Consider the following 18005-nt stretch of genomic DNA (forward strand, 5'->3'; position numbering starts at 1 on the left):
GTTCCCCTTGATGGTTAGACGACCGTCACTGACGGGTCGCTCAGTTCGGCAGCACGATCGGCTGCCAAGTCCTCACAGATCTGGAGTCCCACTGCGGCAATGGGACTCGGCACGGTTGCGATGACGCCGTCGGCGGTCTTCTGGGTTGCTTTGACGCCGTCGGCGGGCCGCCAGGTCGGTAGCTGGCGGTGCAGGAGCGGGATCAAGGACTTCACCCACGGGATGCGGTAGGAATGAGGGGCAAGCTCCGAGACGGTGCCTGCGTAACGAACCACGTCCTTGTTCGGCCGGCCCGGATGAGCGGCCACCGTGATCAACCCGCACACAGTGATTCCCGTCGGGGCCGATTCGTCTGATGACGCGCGCAGAACGTCGGCGGCGGCTGCGATGCCGCTCATGTGCTCGCGGGCGACGATCAGCACACGGCGGGTGGTCAGCGGAGACGTCGGCCACTGTCGTCCTGTATCGGCGGCAGGCGCCCACATCCTGGCCAGCGTGGTGGTCCCGGCGCCACCATGAGCGCCCATGAGCGCGAACAGCGGTGGGAACTCGCCTGTGATCGGCAGAGGTTCGGTGCGGACCCCGATCATTGCGACACCACCGAACGGCGATCAGCTTGTGTGCGTGAGCTGGTCTGTTCGGCCAACTCGGCAACCGCGTCCCAGGTGCGCTCGGACAGGGCGTTTTGCCTCTCCACGCCTAAGGCGGTGCCCTCACCCAGGACCGGGTCGTAATCGACTGCAACGACGGCAGCGACCTTCCCGGTCAGTGCGTTCTGCATGAGTTCGGTCAGCGCGAGGTGATTCAAAGTGGGCACCTGGCACGCGATGACCAGCACGGTATCGGCCAGCAGGCCCATCGTGTCCCAGCAGTCGAACACCTCCCGCGCCCGGTTCAGCAGGTCAGGCCGGGGGCTGACCACGAGGACCGGTGTCACGGCCTCGGGCAGCGGTTCGAGGTGTAAGGACTGCGCCACGCTGAATGCGCGAGCACCGGCATCGACCACCGGAACCCCTCGTCCGGTGGTCGATACCTGCTCGAGCACTGTGCCCAGCGCAGTGCCCTCGTCTGGTGCCCATAGCGTGGCTCCCCGTGCGGAGATCCACTGGCGGTACTCAGGAACAGTGCTCACGCCGAATCGCCGGGGAATGTCGGTGTCGTTCCCGGACAGGCTGACCCACCACGACCTCTCCCCCAGGTCGTCAGCACGGTATTCGGCGAGAAGAGCGGCAAGCACGGAGGTGCCCACTCCACCACTGGTCCCGCATACCAACACGGGTCGGTCGCGGACCGGGATTTCCTGAGGTGTGCTCGGACGAGTGGGGACTTCGATCAAGGATCGAGGTCCGGTCTCGGTCAGCCATGACGATGCCGAGTCGTTCATCTGCGTGTACTCCTGTTCGGTCGTTGCCGCGTCAGCGCCTTACCGGCGTGGTGCGGGCTTGCTGTGCTGAGGCCACTCCACGTGCAGACCGGGAATGGCCTTGTTCAGATCGCTGACCGCCTGCTTGGTCACCTGCTGGACCTGCTTCTGTACCTGCGGTGCAGCAGAGCCCAGCACGGCATACGGCGCTTGTGCCTGCTCTGCTGACCAGCCGGTGTGCAGCGTGTGCCCACCAACATCGACCGAGGCACTCACATCGCCGCCGGAGGTGACCGTGTAGTTCATGGCCGGCAGACCGACCCTCTTCGCTTCCGCTGCTGGAAGGTTCAGCTCGAACTGATTGACCCCGGGCGCGGTCTTCTCGGGGGCCGGCGCTTGAGGGGCCGGGGGCTGTCCCGGGAATCGGGGCTGGTCGGGATTGGCCCCGGGGTCACCCGCGCCGAGGGCATGGGCGATGAGTCCGCCGGCCAGACCGCCTGCCAGTCCACCGGCGACAGCTGCCGGAATGCCCAGCGCCGCAGCACCCGCCGCGGCACCGATGCCAGCGCCACCGGCAACGCTGGCCGGGTTGCCGGCAGAGATCGCGCCGCCGATGACGCCGCCGATCACCGCACCTCCGGCACCGCCGACCACTGCGGCAGGTACACCTGCGACAGCAGCACCGGTCACGCCTCCAGCTGCGACACCGATCACCGTGGCAGCTGCCTGGCGGGAAGCCTGGTCAGCAGGCACTCCGACAGAAATCAGTCCTTGGGCGATCTTCGCTTCGGTGTAGGCGGCCCACTCGTTGATCGACGTGACATCACGGCGGGACATCCCCTCAGGAATGTCGGTGATGTAGTTGCCGATGCGGATCTTCTCCGGCGGGGGTGCGATCGGACGGACTGGAGCAGTCGGCCGGGGCGGGCCGAGAGGGGCGGTCGGTACCGGGCTGTAGTGATCGTCGTACTGCGGCGTCACCAACGGCTGGTACGGGGCTTCCTGCGGAGGGGCCGGAAGGGTGCCGGGGCGGGGCGAATAGGTCACCGGAGGTGCGGGTGCCGGTGCAGGTGCGGGGGTCGTGCCACCCTGCTCGGGTACAGCCGGAGTCGTCGTGCCGCCTTGCTCGGGTGCCTCCGGGGCGGACGGGGTTGCGCCGCCCTGCTCGGGAACAGCCAGTGCTGGGCCAGCGGCGAGGCCGGAGGCCAACGCTGCGGCGGCGACTGCAGCAGCCAGCAAACGGCGGTTGGTCGACAGCTGTGACCTTCTGTCGTAGCGGTGTTTCGCGGTCATCTTGTTATGGGGTCCTTTCGAGTTGATCGATAAGCAGCCCAACGTGATTCGTCGGATCGCTCAGGAAGGGTCCTTCTTGATGGAGGCAATCCAGGTCTTGCCGCCGGCCTGGATGGTTTGAATGAGTTGGGGGTAGACAATGGGCTGTTCCCCAGGCCGGTTCTCGGTGAGCTGCACCGCGTGCAGGCCGTTTCCTAGGTCGGTGATGCGCAGGCAGTGTGTGGTGTCGGCCGGCAGAGCGTCGATGCTGGCTTGCAGTGCCTGCGTGGTTCCGACGCCCGTGGGCGTCGCCACCGCACGTGCCCGCTCTCCGGACCGATCGACGTAGTAGGCGTAGTCAAAGGCCTTAATGACTCCCGGGCCTGTCGTCTGATTGCCCGCATCATTACCTGTGGTTACCGGGCCGTCCACGTCTTCAGGGCACTCGTCGTCACTGGCGGCCGTTGCCGTGCCGGTGTCGGCGAGAACAGCCGCCGGATCTGTTTGTGTTGGAACTTCGTTCGCGTCACCGAACTCCATCCCGAGCCCCACGCCGAGAGCGACAACCACAATGGTCGATACGGCCGCGGCGCCGACCAGTACATTGCGAGACGGCTGCTTGCGCTTTCCCCGCAAACGACTCCGGCCTTTGGCTTTGCCACGTCTGACCGTGCGGTGCTGAGCGGAGGGAACCTCAGTGTCGGCCTCGTCCAGGGCGTCGCCATCGCCGCCATCAAACAGGTCGAGGTGGGCTTCTTCGTCTCCGGTAGGTTCGGGCGGGCCAGAGACATTCGGCGCATCGGCGAAGGCAAGCCAGCCCCACTCGTCCCCGAGCGGTTGCTCGCTCGGTTGTTCATCGTCGGGGTCGGCGATCTTTCCTGCTGCTCGCAGATCGTCCGCCAAGAGCTGTGCGGGAGTGCCACCTGGATAGGCCCACGCCGCGATCGTGGCGAACCACTTCGCTTCATTCTTGTTGTGAGTTGTCAACAAAATTCTCCTCTACCCCTTTCGGGATAAGAGCCGGATGCACAAGGTCACTCGGCGCTAGGAACAGGTGTCGAAGGCGAGGTGGGATCGTCGGCGGGTTCGGGATTCGGCGGCACACCACTTCCAGCACCGTCGCCACTGGCGTCGGCGGCATCCGCCGATTCCTCAACGGCTGACGTGGAGACCGGCGCTGTTGTTGTCGAGGTGTCCGGAAGGGTTGGAACGACGGCGGGCGATGGAGCGCTGCTGGTGTCTGGAGAGAAGAGTGTGTCGCCAGTTGACCCGGGCGTCAGCGGCTTACCTGCGATGTCGGCGGCCAGCGCTGCGAACCATGCGGCGGTGTACGACGCGGCGGAGACGCCTGCGGTGGTGGAGGCCCGAGATCCGTAGCTGGTGTGCTGTTGCGCTGTCTGCCAGTAGCGCACCAGGTTCGACACATCGAGCAGCTCGGAGTTGTCCGTCAGGTTCTGTTTGACGGCGGTGAATGCCTCGTCGGCCCACCGGCTGACCGTGGCCGGCGGCACCAGCTTCACAGTGGCTTCGAGTGCCTTGGCTCCCAGCATTGCCAACGCAGCAGGCGGGTTTGCCAGTCCGGTTGTCGCAAGTGCGGCGATGGTGGCCGGATTCAGTACCTCCTTGGCCACGGTGATGACCGCGTTGAGTCCGATCGTTCCGACCTTCACCAGCGCGTTGAGCGCATCGCTGACCGAGGGCACCGGAGTCCGGGGATCGGAGGCGACTGCCAATCGCTGGGAGATCGACTGTGCTGGCTGGTATGTCAGCTCGTCCAGCGATTCGCCCTGGACATCCTCATTCAGCACCGGGACCACGGTCTTGACGGTGGTCAGTGCCAACGCCTCGGCCAAGGACGTCAACGTTTGCACCGGATCGTCCTGGTTGAGCTTGCTTTGTCCCACGATGTTGGTCACGAGATGGACGACGGGTGCATCAGCGGGAGCGTCACAGGCCAGATCGCCGCTCTGGCAATGGGATGCGACCCGACCAGTCAGTTCGCCATAGTCGCTGACGGTATCCGTTGTGGGACCGATGCCACCGCCGGTAGGCATCGGCTGGTTGAGGGTGGGCACCGACTGCAACGACTCCCCAGTGGTGCCAGGCGCAGGATCAGGACGGGTGGCCCCCGCCCGGCCAGGGAACAACGGGGCACCAGCAGGCCGAGTTGGATCGCCGAACAGTGACACCCCTGCGACTCGGTCGGCGGAAATCGGGCCGCGGCCTTGCCCTATATCGCGGGCGACTCGGCCCGCAGCAAATGCGCCTTGCGAGTATCCCGTCAACGCGAACTGAGTGTCCTCGCAGCGATCTGCGACCTGCTTGATCATCGAGTTCGTACGGTTGATCGCGGCCGTGACGGACTGGTCGAACGTCATCGACGAATTCCCCACTGCACCGCCGAAACCCGCCGGATACGGGACGTAGGCGCGTTGGACCAGCGAGCCGGCCATCGTCATCAGCGGTTTCATCACTGACGACAGGAACCCGGAATCGGTGGTCGGACTGGCGTCGGCCGTCGACTGGCCCGTGCCCTGAACTCCCAGGACGTACAGGCTCGGGCAGGCCCCCGCCGCTTCGGCAGGAGCCTGCGCAGTAATCAATCCTCCGACCGCCAGCGACACCGCCAGGCCCGCGGCGGAACCGCGCCGCACCCACGCCCGACTCACTGCGCCAGGCTTTCTGCGAGCTTGCGGGGAATGAGCGGATGTCCCAGGTTGCAATGGGGTGTTTCAAATGCCGTCACCATCGGTAGGCCAGTGACACACACGTAGCCTGATGGACGGCATGGGCACAGATAAGTTGCTGTGCCGCTAACAATTTCGGCGACCGAGATAGCGCCCCCATACGGTGGGAGCGCAGTCTGTCGCTGCGAAGGAGTGAAGCCGTACACGAGTCCTCGCTCTTGGATAGAGAGACTCGATTCGGTTACGGCGCACGAATGATCCAGGCTGCGGATAGCCGCTACCCATACACCTCACGTAGCATGCGAAATGTCGGACTCGTGGTCGTACCACATCGAGTCGGGCAATGAACTGGGAGTCCTCGTGGGCGGGATGAGGCGAGACGGCCAAATCTAGGCCTCACCTCGCTCACGAGGCTCCTACAGGCGTTGTGCTGGTGCTACTCCTCCCCTGCTCTGACGACACCACGACGGCAAACCTTCGAGGTTGCCGGCCATCTGGTGCGGAGCTGCCACAGACCGCCCAGATAGACGCTTGAAATGGTGTGAATGGCAGGAGCGAGTGCCAGAAACTGCGCCCCCAGGTGAAACAACGCCTCGTGCCCCTTCTCGTCGCGAACCAATGCGGGAGCAGGACTTCCGACGTCGAAGCGTCGCGTGCTCCCGTTTTGTGTCGCGACCGGACTCGGGTCTCCAGAGTCCGGGAACATCCACCCCGGTGCCGGGGTGCGCGTTGTGGAGCTGATGTTAGCACCGGCCCCCACGTTCGCAATCCTGTGTTTCCACATGCTGCGATCGTAGGTCAGCGACTCAAGTTGTGCAATTATTGGGCGCATGTTTTGGGTTCGACCTGCTTGGGCGCGCCGTGTGTAGGCGGGAAGATTGCGGTACTGCTCCGCAATCCTGGGGCGTTGATCCGACTCAGAGAGGTGCTCACATGCCCCGCGCCGGTGTGCACGGCTTCTCGGCGGCAGCTCTTCGCCGGACCATGTCTCGCGCCGGCATCTCGACCGACGAGCTGGCAGAGCTGATTGGTGTTGCCCGCCAGACGGTCTCCGCCTGGCTCAACAACGTCACCGTGCCGAGTCCCGGATCGCTGGCGAAGGTTGCTGACGTACTTGAGGTCGAAGTCGCGGAGTTCACGCCGTCTGCTGCCGGAGACCCGTCGCTGGTGGACCTCCGCGTCCGAGCGGGGCTCTCGCAAACGGCTGCCGCGGAGGCGATGGGGGTGTCGCGCACAGTCCTAGGGGTCGTAGAGCGTGGGCAGCGTAAAGAACTGCCGGCCACGCTCGCTGACGCGATGGCCTCGACGTATGGGGTCAAGCCGGGGGAAGTGGATGCGGCGTGGGAAGTCACTCTCGAGGCACGTAGGCAGCTCCTGGAAGCGCGGGCGGCGGCACGCCGTAGGCGCAACTGACCGGCGCAATTTTTCGGCTACGTTGGGAAGTATGATCACAAACAGACTCACGCTCCTCGGCGTGTCTGCACGCCCAGCGGTTTCTGGTACGCATAATTAGCAGCATGACTGAATCCTCAGCATCTCCGCGGCGCCGGCCCGGTCGTCCGTCGAAGGGGCCGCGGGAAGTCGTGAAAGCGCTCGTACCCGCGCCGTTGAAGGAGGCCGCCGCCGAACGCGCGGGTGCACAAGGACTCAACCTCAATGACTACATCCAGCAGCTCATCGCTCGCGACGTCGCAGCGGGAGCAGGAGAACAACTAACCCTCTTGGAGGTCCAACTCAAGCAAGCAGGCTGAGAAGAGCTACTCAGACAACTTCAAACGAGGAGAACTTTCCCTAGATAGACGAAAACTCCCTAGCTGCCACACCAGGGAGTTCGTCGTAGAGGCCAAGCGCCAACTTGGCTGAGGGTCAACCCGGGAGGAAATTCTCCACCCAAATTGAAAGGGTTCAGTCTTTTGCGGGACTGCACTCAGGATAGCGCGTACCCACGGTACGAGGCTAGTTCTGACATCAGCGTGTCGGTCGACGCGTCCTCTGATGAGACGCGATGGGCCGAGTTATTCAGGATCTTGCTTGATCCAGGGACGACCGCGTACGCGCTCGCCCCCACTGATCGTGCAAACGCGCCGGTCAAGGTCAATTCCGGCGATGCTGTAGACCTCATGACGGAGGCCGAACGAGCAGGTGCCGGCCAAGCTATCTGGGCTGTCGTCGCGCCGTTGAGGGCTGACCTATTGGTCCTAGACATCGACGAATGCGCCGACGAGGTCTGGCCGACGATCCGTGATGCCGCGGCCGACGTCGGAGCTGGCATCGTTCATTGCGCGACGTCAGGCCGCCCGAACTGCCTGCATGCGGCGCTCACCGTTCCAACTCCCCACGCCTATGCCCGGCTGAAGGAGATCTTCGCCGACCTTCGAGAGCGCCACGCCCCCTACTTACCTGCTGGCGCAGCAATCGACGTCCGTGGACGTAAACCGATACGCCTGCCAGGTAGTGCTTCACTCAAAGGACACGGACACTGCACCGTCGTTGACGAGTACACCCTTGCCCCCATCACGGCTATTGAAGCGGTCAAGCGAGCGGTAGATGCCGCCGCCGACGACGACACCCAGCCCGCAACGCCTGGTGGTACTGCCGAGGTGACGCCAGTGCTCCTCCCCTCCGATGACCACTCGGAGAGCCAAGGGCTGCAGTGGGAATCACCTCGAGCTTGGCGGGCTCGGCAACGAATGTCGCCCGACGAGTGGCGGAAGCTCAACACGACGAATCCCGCAGATCGCTCGATGGCGGCCACTGAAGCAGCTTGGCTCCTCTGGCGACACGGTGTGCGATCCTTCGCAGCGGCCCGCTGGTGGTACGAACACCTACCCGCATTTGCCAAGTTCCGGGACAGGGACGTCGATGCCCATCGCAAAGCGGGCCGACGTGGCCCTATCAGGTGGGAGGCCTGTCAGCAGCACTGGCAATCAATTGTGCGGCGCGCCCGCGCACATCGGCCAGCGATCCCTGCGTCCGACCAGTCCGTTATCGACGCGGCCCTAGAAGAGATCAGCTGGTGGCCAGAAGCTGACCTCGCGGCCGCCGCTGCGGTTATCGTCCACCAGCGTTACCGAGACGGGCACGGCATCACCGCTCGCCCAGTCGCACGGCGCGACTTGTCGACCTGGCTGCATCTATCGGACGGGACAGCGGCGAGGACCCTCCAGGAGCTTGTTCGTCGCGGCCTGCTCGTCCTCGTTGAGCGGTGGCCGGCGGGCAACCCCCGGCACGCGAACCTGTACACCCTCGCTGTGCCAAGTCGTATTTACCGGGGGAAAGTGGCCCATGACGTCACAAGCCCCCGGGTCCGCCCCACCCTCACCCACCCTCTGTGGGCACAGCTGGGCCACACCTGTCGCCGCGTGTGGGCAGCCCTGCACACTCTCCCCTCCCCCACGACCTCCCGCATCGCGACAGTGCTCGCTCTGCCCGTCGGGGACCAGACCTACGGAGTGCTCCGATCCCTCCACCAACTGGGCGAGCACGGCCTCGTCCAGCGCACAGGTCGCGGGAGAGGGACGCGGTGGGTACTAGGCGCTACGACCCCCGATGACGCCGCCGCCACTTGCGGCGCTCTCGACCGCGCACGGCAGATCAGCGCGCTAGTCGTAGCGGAGCGCCGCTGCTGGCACGCTGAGTCTCGCTCGGAACAAGACCGGAGCAGACGAGGACTGGAAGTGCTGCGGAGACGCCTCACGCACGCTGACGCGCTCCCTGGCATGGTGCACGCATTCACAGCGCGTACAGAGTCGTCATCACAGCGACGATCGGGTAGCCGGTACCGGCGAACAGTGCGTGACGGCCCTGGTTAGTCTTCCAGCGGAACGAAGCGGCCGATGTGGAGAAGGCTGCCGACCGCGCCTGGATAGCGGCGGATGTGGAAGCGGACGCGAACCCAGTTGCCATCAGGTCCGAGCAACTCGACGACCATGGGGATCTCGAGGTCGTCTTGACCTGCTTCGAGGACCTTCTTGGCACGGGCGAACTCATCGAAGGACTCCGGGTTGATGAGGTTGCCGGGAAGCGGTGCGTCGGGATGCCGCGTCAGGTAGTGCTCAGTGGCCGATTCCGCGATGTAGTTCGGTCGGGGCGAGACCCAATAGATCAGAGCTGGGATTTCAGGTTCGCCAGGCACACGGCGGTACGCCACCAACACTGTTCCTGGGGCACTGCCAGTTTCGCCACGCTGCTCATCGCCGCTAGGGAGCTTCAGCGCAGTTAGAGGCGCAATTTGTGGTGGTTCGGTATCTGTCACGTCATGGAACAACCCACGTACCTCGGAGCCATCCGAGCCGGCGTTGCTCCGGGCCAGGCCGCGCCACGCCATCAAGTGGGTGTCGTCGTGCAGCACTGTGAGCCGGCCGGAAAAATGTGTACGAGTTCCGTCGTTGAGGCACAGTTCAGCCAGCTCATTGAGCGCGTCGAACTGAGCGACTTTACGGAGGAACTGTCCCGGATCGCGATCCTGCCCGAACCCCTCTGGGCTGATGGACGACATCATGTAGGACTCAAGGGTGTGCCGGGCCACTAGGGACTGCACATCCCAGTTCACTGACGCAATGGCACGTTCGGGAGTCAGTGCCGCATCAGGCTTGCCTACCCAGGTTTTGATCCCATAGACCTCGCCCTCGAATCCGAGCACCGGCCGCATCACGACCCGCCGAGGACCAAGCCGTCCGTGCTCGACTCGGTCGAGTCCCTCACGCGAGGTACGGACCTCGGCGATGAGGTCTTCGATCATGTCCAGACCGTCGCTGCGCGTCATCGTGCGGACCGAGGTCCAGTCTCGGGGCTCCCCCTCCTTGAAGACGATGGATGCGCTCGGCGCAGGCGCCAACGTCTCGATGAGATACCAGGTCATTACGCCCTCCCCCGCGGAGTTGCCACGATCCTGAACGGTTCGGGCCGTAACGTTGCCCGCTCGCGCAGGCGTAGCTCGAATGGCTTATTGACGGTCAGTCTGAACTGTGAGAGTAGCGATCCAATCAGCAGGGTTGTCTCATGGATCGCGAACTGGCGGCCAATACACGATCTCGGGCCGGTTCCCCACGGCGCGAAGAACTCTGGTGAACTGGCAGTCAACCTCGTGTTTAAGAACCGATCAGCGCGAAACTCTCCGGCGTCCGATCCCCACGCTGCTGGGTCGCGCTGTGCGGCGAGGCTGAGGACGAACACCGCTCTGCCGGCGGGCACCAGGTAGCCGCCGAGCTCCTGGTCAGAGCGAGCGATACGGAAGAACCCCGGTGCAGGAGGGTACAGCCTCAGACACTCGTTTATCAGAGCCCGGATTCGGCGCAGTCGTACAACTTCGTCGTAGTCCAGCACCCTGTTCCCGCTCAGTTCCTCGGCGACGATCAGATCGCCGACACGCGGATCGGCGGCCAGGTGGTACAGGGCAACCTCCAGAAGGGCAGCCGTTGTTTCATGGCCGGCGGCGAGGAAGGTCAGCACCTGGTCTCGCACATTGTCGACGGGCAGCAACTGCCCTGTCTCCGGGTCCCGCGTGGTCAGCATGAGCCCGAGGAGGTCATTGTTCTGAGCAGAACCGTCCTTCTGTCGACGCTCGATGATGCTGTCTACGAACCCGCGCACGTAGTTGACGTCGCGGCGAATGCCCGGTGCGGCGAACGCGGCTCGGAGCGGACCGACAATCGGCAGATCGTTGGTCGACTCGCTTGCCCACGCCAGGACTCGGCTCAACGCTGCAACGAACTCGTCGGTCCCTTCTGGCGCGGCCTCGTGGTCACCGAGTAAACCCATCGGGGTCGAGAATCCTGCCCGCCCTATGATTTCCAGCGTTGCGGCGGTCATATCGCCATGTACGTCGACGTCCGGGTTCTTCTCCCATTTGATCGCCAGATCATCAGCCACGGTCTGCATGGCGCGGTGGTACGAGCGCATAGCTGCCTGGGAGAAACCGGGAGTCAGAATCCGTCGAGCTTGCCCCCATAGAGGATCGCTGGTTCGTGCAGTGAAGAGTCCGGAGGTGACGATCTCGCGGAGCTTCGCCAGAGGACCAACCAGCACCCGGCCCCATGCCTGCTCGTTCAGGGTCTCCTTGGCAAGCTCTGCTCCCCCCACAACGACTAGCCGATCTCTGAGCAGCAACCGCTGGAAGATAGGCCCCAGCTCTCGCGCAAGTTGAGCCTCATGCTGTGTCGGCCTGCGCCGATCGACAGACCTCACGTCCCCCAAGAGCGGCACCCGTCCCGAGGGATGAGGCAGCTCACTCAGTGTCTTCGCGTGCATTGGGCCGAGTCTTCCATGCGACGCGGAGGTGATCGAGAACAAGATCAAGATCTTCTGCGGTCGGCAGTTGCAACTGGGACTGCGCAACCAGCATGCCGTCAGTACAGCATGCCAGCCAGCTGTCAATGCAGCCTGACGGCACGACGCGTAGCTGTAAAGGCGGCACAGCTCAACACGGCACTATGGCGACGCGGCACTACAGCACTGCAGCAGTACAGCTATCTGGCGACGCGGCACTACAGCACTGCAGCAGTACAGCTATCTGGCAACACGGCACTACAGCACTGCAGCAGTACAGCTATCTGGCAACACGGCACTACAGCACTGCAGCAGTACAGCTATCTGGCAACACGGCACTACAGCACTACAGCAGTACAGCTATCTGGCAACACGGCAGTACAGTAGTACAGCAACGCGGCAGTACAGCAATACGGCGCGTCGTCTTGAAACGAGGCGGTAGCGAGGCATAACCTCAGTTCAGCTAGGTGATTTCCGGGTAGTGCGGCAGTACAGCCGCCCAGCTAGCCAGCTAGCTGGCAATGCGGCAATCCGGCGGGTTGATTCGGCTAGGCCGTCTCGGAGCAAGAGGTTCTGTATGCGTGACGCAGCCCAAAGGGCTGGCTGTCACTACAGCAATACAGCAATACAGCAAGGCAGCAGCGAAAAAAGGAGATGTCACATGATCGTGTCGGTGGTGAACACGAAGGGGGGAGTGTCGAAGACGACGACGAGTGTCTTCCTGGCGTCCGAACTCGCGCGGCGGGAACCCGACCGCCAGATTGTGCTCGCTGACTTGGACAAGCAGGGATCGGCGACGGAGTGGGCGGACCGCGCCCACGACAACGGAGACCCCTTTCCGTTCAAGGTCATCGTCAGCAATGTGAAGCGTCTACCGCGCATTGCTCAGGAGATGGGTCCGGAGGCGGCCCTGTTTATCGACACGCCACCTGGAGACAGTGCCGTGATCCAGGCCGCGATTGAGATGTCGGATTTTGTCATCGTCCCGACTCAGGCAGCCGGGCTCGACCTCAGCCGTGTGTGGGAAACGCTGCCGGTGATCACCACGCAGATGTACGCGGTTCTCATCACATCCGCGCGCCTGGGTACCAAATTGCTGACAGACACGATCGCGACCTTGGAAGAGCAGGGAATCTCTCGGTTCGACACGATCGTGCCCCTTCGGGAGCACATTCGCACTGCATACGGCCTCCGTCCGCCGCACGACGTGGCCTATAGCGACGTTCTGACCGAAATGCTTGAGGCATTGAAAGAGGAAGTGGAATGAGCATCAAGAAGCCCAACCCCAAGGCCAACCTGGTGCCACGTCAGCCAGCGGCCTCCGAATCGGCATCGTCGATGTCGCCCCGGAAGGTACCCGTTTCAGCCACCTTTCAAAGTCCGACCTCAGCTCGAACGAAGCTCACGCATCGGCTTGACCCGGATCTGCATCTCAGGTTCAAGCTCGCGACCACGGCTGCCGGCACCACGATGGACGCCGTCCTCGAGGAGCTCATCGCGGACTGGGTTCGCCAGAACGAGCACTGACATTCCAAGGAAGCGGCCCTGGTGGTGATTGCAGCACCACCAGGGCCTCGTAGCGAGTCCGACGTTCCTGATGCGCCCAGTGAAGGCCATCCCGATCTCGTTGATGTGCGCTGAGCCGTTCCCCTAGGTGCGCGCACGCATCACATAGGCAGGCGAGATACACGGGCACGAGCTGTATTGCTGTATTGCTGTATGACAGGCAATGGGTGAGTCTCCGCTGCGCTGCGCTGCGCTGCGCTGCCGCTCTCCCGTCCCAGCCGGTTGCCACGTCGGCGATTCCGGCGGGGGAGGGGTGGAAGGTAGGGGGGCTCCTGGAAGCATCTGCTGGATTTGATTCAGAACCACAAACCCGCGTTCGTACATTCGTTCGATCATGCGTTATGCTGAGCGCTGGATGGGATGCGTGGACGAACGGGAAGCGTTCCGCGCATCCCATCCACATTTCGTAGAGCGAACCGCCGGCGGATCGGCGTGTGAGGCATCGAGGTCGAGCATGTGGGAGTCGTGGCCCGATCAACGGACCCTACGACTGTTCGTCCCGCCCGGCCTGTCGTCGTGGACATGGTGCGGCTCGACCCCAACTGCGGACGCCCGTACGGCGGCTCACGAAGATCGGACTGCTGTCGACGGTCTGTTCGGGTGCGAGCCGGAAAGCACCGTGTCCGCCGGGTGGTGGCAGACAGATCCTCTGCTGTTGGCAGGTGCATACGGTCTATGAGGCGAGGGATCGGTAGTTGGCAAGACAGCCCCGTGGTCGACTCCTACAGGGAGATAGTCGATCACGGGGCTGGCTGCGGTGCCCTACCTATACGGGGGCATTCTGTCGGCGAGTATTCGCCACCCAGGAATGTGACGGTCGACGATGTGTCGCGGATGCGCTATTTGACCAGCATTCCTGCATCCAGGGGCATCGAGATGCCGGTGATGTACTTCGCGTCGTCGGAGACCAGGAACAGGGCCGCCCGCGCGATATCTTCGGGTTGGAAGACCGTCACCGGAAGCGCATGTAGCGTCTGGGATGCTTCCTCGAAGTCGGCCTTGGTGGGGTTCTCGAGGTCGGGCCGGAAAATCTTGAACAGTTCGTCGTTCATGATCATCGGGGTGTCGACCTGGGAAGGGTGAATCGAGTTCACTCGGATCGAATGCGGGGCGAGTTCCTTTGCGAGGGTCTTCATCAGGCCGTAGACCCCGATCTTGGCGGAGGTGTAGGGACCGAGTCCGGCGTGCGTGTAGAACGCTGCGATCGAGCTGGTCAGGACCATCGATCCCCCCTCGCCGGTAGCGATCAGGTGGGGAATGGCGGCCTTGGTGGTGGTGAACACCCCGGTCAGGTTGACTCCGATGACGTCGTCCCACAGCTCGCGGCTGGTCTGCTGAATCGGGGTGGGGCCGGGGGCGATACCGGCGTTGGCGATGACGATATCGAGACGCCCGAGTTCGGTGACGCCCCGCTCAAGTGCGGCGTTCACGGCGTCTTCGTCGCGGACGTCGACCTGGGCGATGACGACCCTGCGGCCGAGGTCTTCGATCATTTTTCCGGTTTCGGCGAGTTCGTCGGCCGAGCCGAGGGGATAGCCGAGCTTGAAAGGGGCGTCGGAGTCGGCGATGTCGAGGGCGATGATGTCGGCACCGGCCTTGGCAAGTTCTACGGCGTGGGCTCGGCCTTGTCCGCGAGCGGCACCGGTGACGAAGGCGACCTTGCCGGTGAGGTTCCGATCGGTCATGGGTAGAGCTCCTTCTCAGGGGGGTGGGCGATCAGTGGTCAAAGAATCCGTACGAGCTTCTTGTTGGCGAATTCGTCGAGTCCGTACCGCCCCAGCTCACGTCCGATGCCGGAGTTCTTGACGCCGCCGAAGGGCAGGTCGGGGGCGCTGCGGATGGTCGTGTTGATCCCGACCATGCCGACGTCGAGGCGGTTCGCTACCGCGTGGGCTTGCTGCTCGTTGTCGGTGAAGATTGCACTGCCGAGTCCGTACGGGGAGTCGTTGGCGAGGTCGATCGCCTCGTCCACGGAGTCGGCTTTGTAGAGAACGGCCACGGGACCGAAGAGTTCTTCGTGGTAGGCGCGCATGTCCGGTGTGACTCCGGACAGGACGGTGGCGGGATAGTAGGCGCCGGGACCGTCGGGGATTTGCCCGCCGAGATGCAATACCGCGCCTTTGGCGACGGCATCATCGACCTGAGCTGCGAGATCGGCACGTGCGTCGATGGAGGCCATGGGACCGAGTCGGGTGTTCTCGTTCATTGGATCCCCCGGGTGCCACTGCTCGACCTTCTCGACGAAGGAGGTGAGAAAGTCGTTCCACATCGAACTGTCGATGATTATCCGCTTCGATGAGGTGCAGGCCTGCCCGGCGTTCCAGAACCGGCCGGTCACCGCGGCGTCGACGGCACGGGTGAGATCGGCACCCGGCAGGACCAGGAGAGGATCTGATCCGCCGAGCTCGAGAACGCACTTTTTCAGGTGTCGGCCGGCGAGGGCACCCACGGCGCTGCCGGCTTTTTCGGATCCGGTCAGCGATACGCCCTGCAGCCGTGGATCGGCGATCATCGTGGCGACCTGGTCGGTGGTGACGAAGGTGTTCTGGTACACCCCGTGTGGGGCGCCGGCTTCATCGAGAATTTCGGCGATACGGAGTGCCTGCTGGGGGCAGGAGCCGGCGTGTTTGAGCAAGATGGTGTTGCCCAGCAGTAGGTTCGGGGCTACGAAACGAGCAACTTGGTAGTAGGGAAAGTTCCACGGCATGATGCCCAGCAGTACACCGATCGCAGTGGTGCGTACGACCGCGCGGCCAGTGCCAGCGATGTCGAGGGTCTCGTCGTCGAGCAGTTTGGGGCCGGTCGTGGCGTAGTACTCGTAGATCGAAGCGGAGAGCTCGACTTCGCCTTTCGCCTGAGCGATCGGTTTGCCCATTTCGAGGGTGGTCAACTCGGCCAGTTCCTGCACATGCCGACGGTAGAGTTCGGCGGTCCGGGCCAGCACTTCGGCGCGCTGTGACAGATCGGTTGTGCGCCAGCGTCGGTAGGCTTCGTGGGCTGTGGCCAGGCTTTGCTGCGCTTGCTGATCGGTGAAGTTCGCGAATTCCCGCTCGAGGTTTCCGGTGGCCGGGTTGACCGTTGCGTACGTAGTCATTGCTCGTCTTTCATTGACGGAGTCGAGCGGGACGGTCCGCCTCGTCCATGCGGACCGTCCCTGCCTGTCGGTGAAGTGCTTGTCAGACGGCGGAGAGAACGTCCGAGCGGGTGACGAAGGCCGGGTACCCTGAGCCTGCTTCGTCGCCGATGAGGGCGCGGTACTCCTTCAGGCCGCCCAGATAGAACAGAACCGAGCGCTTCTTACCGGGGATGTTGGCTCCGAAGATCCAGGAGTCGGCCTTGGCGAAGACGGTCGCATTCGCGATGTCCGAGCACAGTTCCGTCCATGCGGTTTCCTTTTCTGCGCGCACGTCGATCCATCCCGCAGCCGTGTTGGTAACATGGGCGACGGCGTCGGTGATCCAATTGACCTGCGTCTCGATCGACGGGGGCAGATTGGTGAACGGTCCGTTCGGCCCGAGGATCATGAACATGTTCGGGAATCCACTGGTGGTCATGCCCAGGTAGCTTGTCGGCCCTTCGCTCCAGTGGTCGGCGAGGCGTTGGCCTCCGCGACCGCGGATGTCGACGCGCATGTAGTTTCCATCGACCGCGTCGAAACCGGTTGCCAGGATGAGCACGTCGAGTTCGTGGAGGGTTCCGTCCGCGGTGAGGATGCCTTTTTCCGTGACTTCGGTGATAGGGGTTTCACGAACACTGACCAAGGAAACGTTCGGGCGGTTGAACGTCTCGTAGTACCCCGAATCGCACAGTGGGCGGCGGGCATACATGTCGGTGGGAGTGAGTTTGCGGGCGGTTTCGGGATCTTTGACGATCTCGGAGATCTTGCGGCGGATGAATCGCGCTGCTTCCTCGTTGGCCTGTTCGTCAGTGGCGATGTCGGCGAAAGTTTCGAACATGAAGCGGAAGCCGCCGCCTTCGTTCCAGGCGCGCTCGTAAACCGCTTCGCGTTCGGTCGGGGACAGGCTGAAGGTTTCAACGTCGCTTTCGACGAATCCCATAGCCGTGTTCGAGTTCCAGACCTGCTCCCAGGTCGCTTCGAAGTTGTCACGGTAGGACTGGATCTCGGCGTCGGTGAGTTCTCGGTTACCGGCCGGGACACTGTACTGAGGGGTGCGCTGGAACGACGTCAGGTGCGCGGCGATCGGTGCTGTGGCAGTAATGACCTGGATTCCGGTCGAACCGTTACCGATGACGCCGACTCGTTTGCCGGTCAGGTCGAGGCCTTCGGGCCAGGCACCGGTGTGTACCACCTGTCCGGCGAAGGAGTCCATACCGGGGAAATCGGGGATGTTCGTCGCAGAGAGCAGGCCCAGTCCGGTGATGAGGAAACGGCAGCGGTAGATCGGGCCGCGATCGGTGCGCACCGTCCAAGTGCCCGAGGCTTCGTCGAATGCGGCGCCGGTCATACCGGTTTCGAGCTGGATGTGCGGACGCAGTTCGTAGCGGTCGACGACGCCATTGAGATAGGACAGGATTTCCGGCTGGGTGACGAACTTGGTCTTCCACAGGGTCTTTTCGTAGAACTCGCGGTCGAACGAGTAGCGGTAGACGAAACCTTCGGAGTCCGACAGTGCACCGGGGTACTTGTTCCAGAACCAGGTACCACCTACCCCGGCAGCCTTGTCGAGGGCCACCGCATCGAGACCGAGTTCGTTGCGCAACTTATACAGCGCGTAGATCCCGCCGAAGCCTGCGCCGATGACCACAGCGTCGAGTTCGTGGACCTGGTCGGGTGCGGCTGCATCCATCAGTGTTTCTCCTTCACTCCTTCGGTCGACGCGACCGATGTG

Annotated in this window: 14 protein-coding genes; 4 read left to right on the plus strand and 10 right to left on the minus strand. The window is 63.5% G+C overall.

Annotated elements, in window-relative coordinates; translation table 11 throughout:
- Positions 1–14: 14 nt before the first annotated feature.
- The 5 genes from ABFT43_RS20980 to ABFT43_RS21000 all read right to left on the minus strand — a co-directional run bounded on the left by ABFT43_RS20980 (position 15) and on the right by ABFT43_RS21000 (position 5304).
- Entirely contained in the window at positions 15–590 is a 576-nt protein-coding gene (locus ABFT43_RS20980; protein ID WP_222114184.1) for a DUF6668 family protein, read from the minus strand.
- On the minus strand, positions 587–1249 hold the full coding sequence (locus ABFT43_RS20985) for a hypothetical protein (RefSeq protein WP_347962211.1): 663 nt from the start codon (positions 1247–1249) through the stop codon (positions 587–589). The genes ABFT43_RS20980 and ABFT43_RS20985 overlap by 4 nt, the downstream gene beginning before the upstream one ends.
- 174 nt (positions 1250–1423) lie before the next feature.
- Entirely contained in the window at positions 1424–2656 is a 1233-nt protein-coding gene (locus ABFT43_RS20990; RefSeq protein WP_347962212.1) for a hypothetical protein, read from the minus strand.
- A 60-nt stretch (positions 2657–2716) separates the two neighbouring features.
- Entirely contained in the window at positions 2717–3622 is a 906-nt protein-coding gene (locus tag ABFT43_RS20995) for a hypothetical protein (protein WP_347962213.1), read from the minus strand.
- Positions 3623–3669: 47 nt separating this feature from the next.
- A complete protein-coding gene (locus ABFT43_RS21000) occupies positions 3670–5304 on the minus strand; it encodes a cutinase family protein (RefSeq protein ID WP_347962214.1) in 1635 nt (544 codons plus the stop codon).
- 951 nt (positions 5305–6255) lie between these two features.
- Between ABFT43_RS21000 and ABFT43_RS21005 the strand changes: the two genes are divergently transcribed.
- Together ABFT43_RS21005 and ABFT43_RS21010 are read left to right on the plus strand one after the other, a co-directional pair.
- The gene (locus ABFT43_RS21005) at positions 6256–6735 is read left to right on the plus strand and encodes a helix-turn-helix transcriptional regulator (protein ID WP_222114179.1); all 480 of its coding nucleotides are present in this window, start codon (positions 6256–6258) and stop codon (positions 6733–6735) included.
- Positions 6736–6839: 104 nt separating this feature from the next.
- Positions 6840–7073, plus strand: a complete 234-nt coding sequence (locus ABFT43_RS21010) for a hypothetical protein (RefSeq protein ID WP_347962215.1) — start codon at positions 6840–6842, stop codon at positions 7071–7073.
- Between the two features lie 2057 nt (positions 7074–9130).
- On the opposite strand, the gene ABFT43_RS21015 is transcribed toward ABFT43_RS21010, so the two are convergent.
- Together ABFT43_RS21015 and ABFT43_RS21020 are read right to left on the minus strand one after the other, a co-directional pair.
- Complete coding sequence (locus ABFT43_RS21015; RefSeq protein ID WP_347962216.1) at positions 9131–10183, minus strand: GAF domain-containing protein; 1053 nt, start codon at positions 10181–10183, stop codon at positions 9131–9133.
- Positions 10183–11571: a cytochrome P450 gene (locus ABFT43_RS21020; protein ID WP_347962217.1), complete on the minus strand. Its 1389-nt coding sequence runs from the start codon at positions 11569–11571 to the stop codon at positions 10183–10185. The genes ABFT43_RS21015 and ABFT43_RS21020 overlap by 1 nt, the downstream gene beginning before the upstream one ends.
- Positions 11572–12250: 679 nt before the next feature.
- Here ABFT43_RS21020 and ABFT43_RS21025 point away from each other — a divergent pair.
- Together ABFT43_RS21025 and ABFT43_RS21030 are read left to right on the plus strand one after the other, a co-directional pair.
- Complete coding sequence (locus ABFT43_RS21025) at positions 12251–12856, plus strand: ParA family protein (protein WP_006901422.1); 606 nt, start codon at positions 12251–12253, stop codon at positions 12854–12856.
- On the plus strand, positions 12853–13116 hold the full coding sequence (locus ABFT43_RS21030) for a plasmid partition protein ParG (RefSeq protein WP_347962218.1): 264 nt from the start codon (positions 12853–12855) through the stop codon (positions 13114–13116). Before ABFT43_RS21025 ends, ABFT43_RS21030 begins: the two co-directional genes overlap by 4 nt.
- 878 nt (positions 13117–13994) lie before the next feature.
- Here ABFT43_RS21030 and ABFT43_RS21035 read toward each other — a convergent pair.
- From ABFT43_RS21035 to ABFT43_RS21045, 3 genes are all read right to left on the minus strand, one after another.
- A complete protein-coding gene (locus ABFT43_RS21035; protein WP_145692567.1) occupies positions 13995–14840 on the minus strand; it encodes a mycofactocin-coupled SDR family oxidoreductase in 846 nt (281 codons plus the stop codon).
- A 38-nt stretch (positions 14841–14878) separates the two neighbouring features.
- A complete protein-coding gene (locus ABFT43_RS21040) occupies positions 14879–16249 on the minus strand; it encodes an NAD-dependent succinate-semialdehyde dehydrogenase (protein WP_347962219.1) in 1371 nt (456 codons plus the stop codon).
- Positions 16250–16331: 82 nt separating this feature from the next.
- Positions 16332–17963: a flavin-containing monooxygenase gene (locus ABFT43_RS21045; protein WP_347962220.1), complete on the minus strand. Its 1632-nt coding sequence runs from the start codon at positions 17961–17963 to the stop codon at positions 16332–16334.
- Positions 17964–18005 lie beyond the last annotated feature (42 nt).

Origin of the sequence: Gordonia aurantiaca (genome assembly GCF_039939235.1) — a bacterium.
Taxonomy (GTDB): Bacteria; Actinomycetota; Actinomycetes; order Mycobacteriales; family Mycobacteriaceae; genus Gordonia.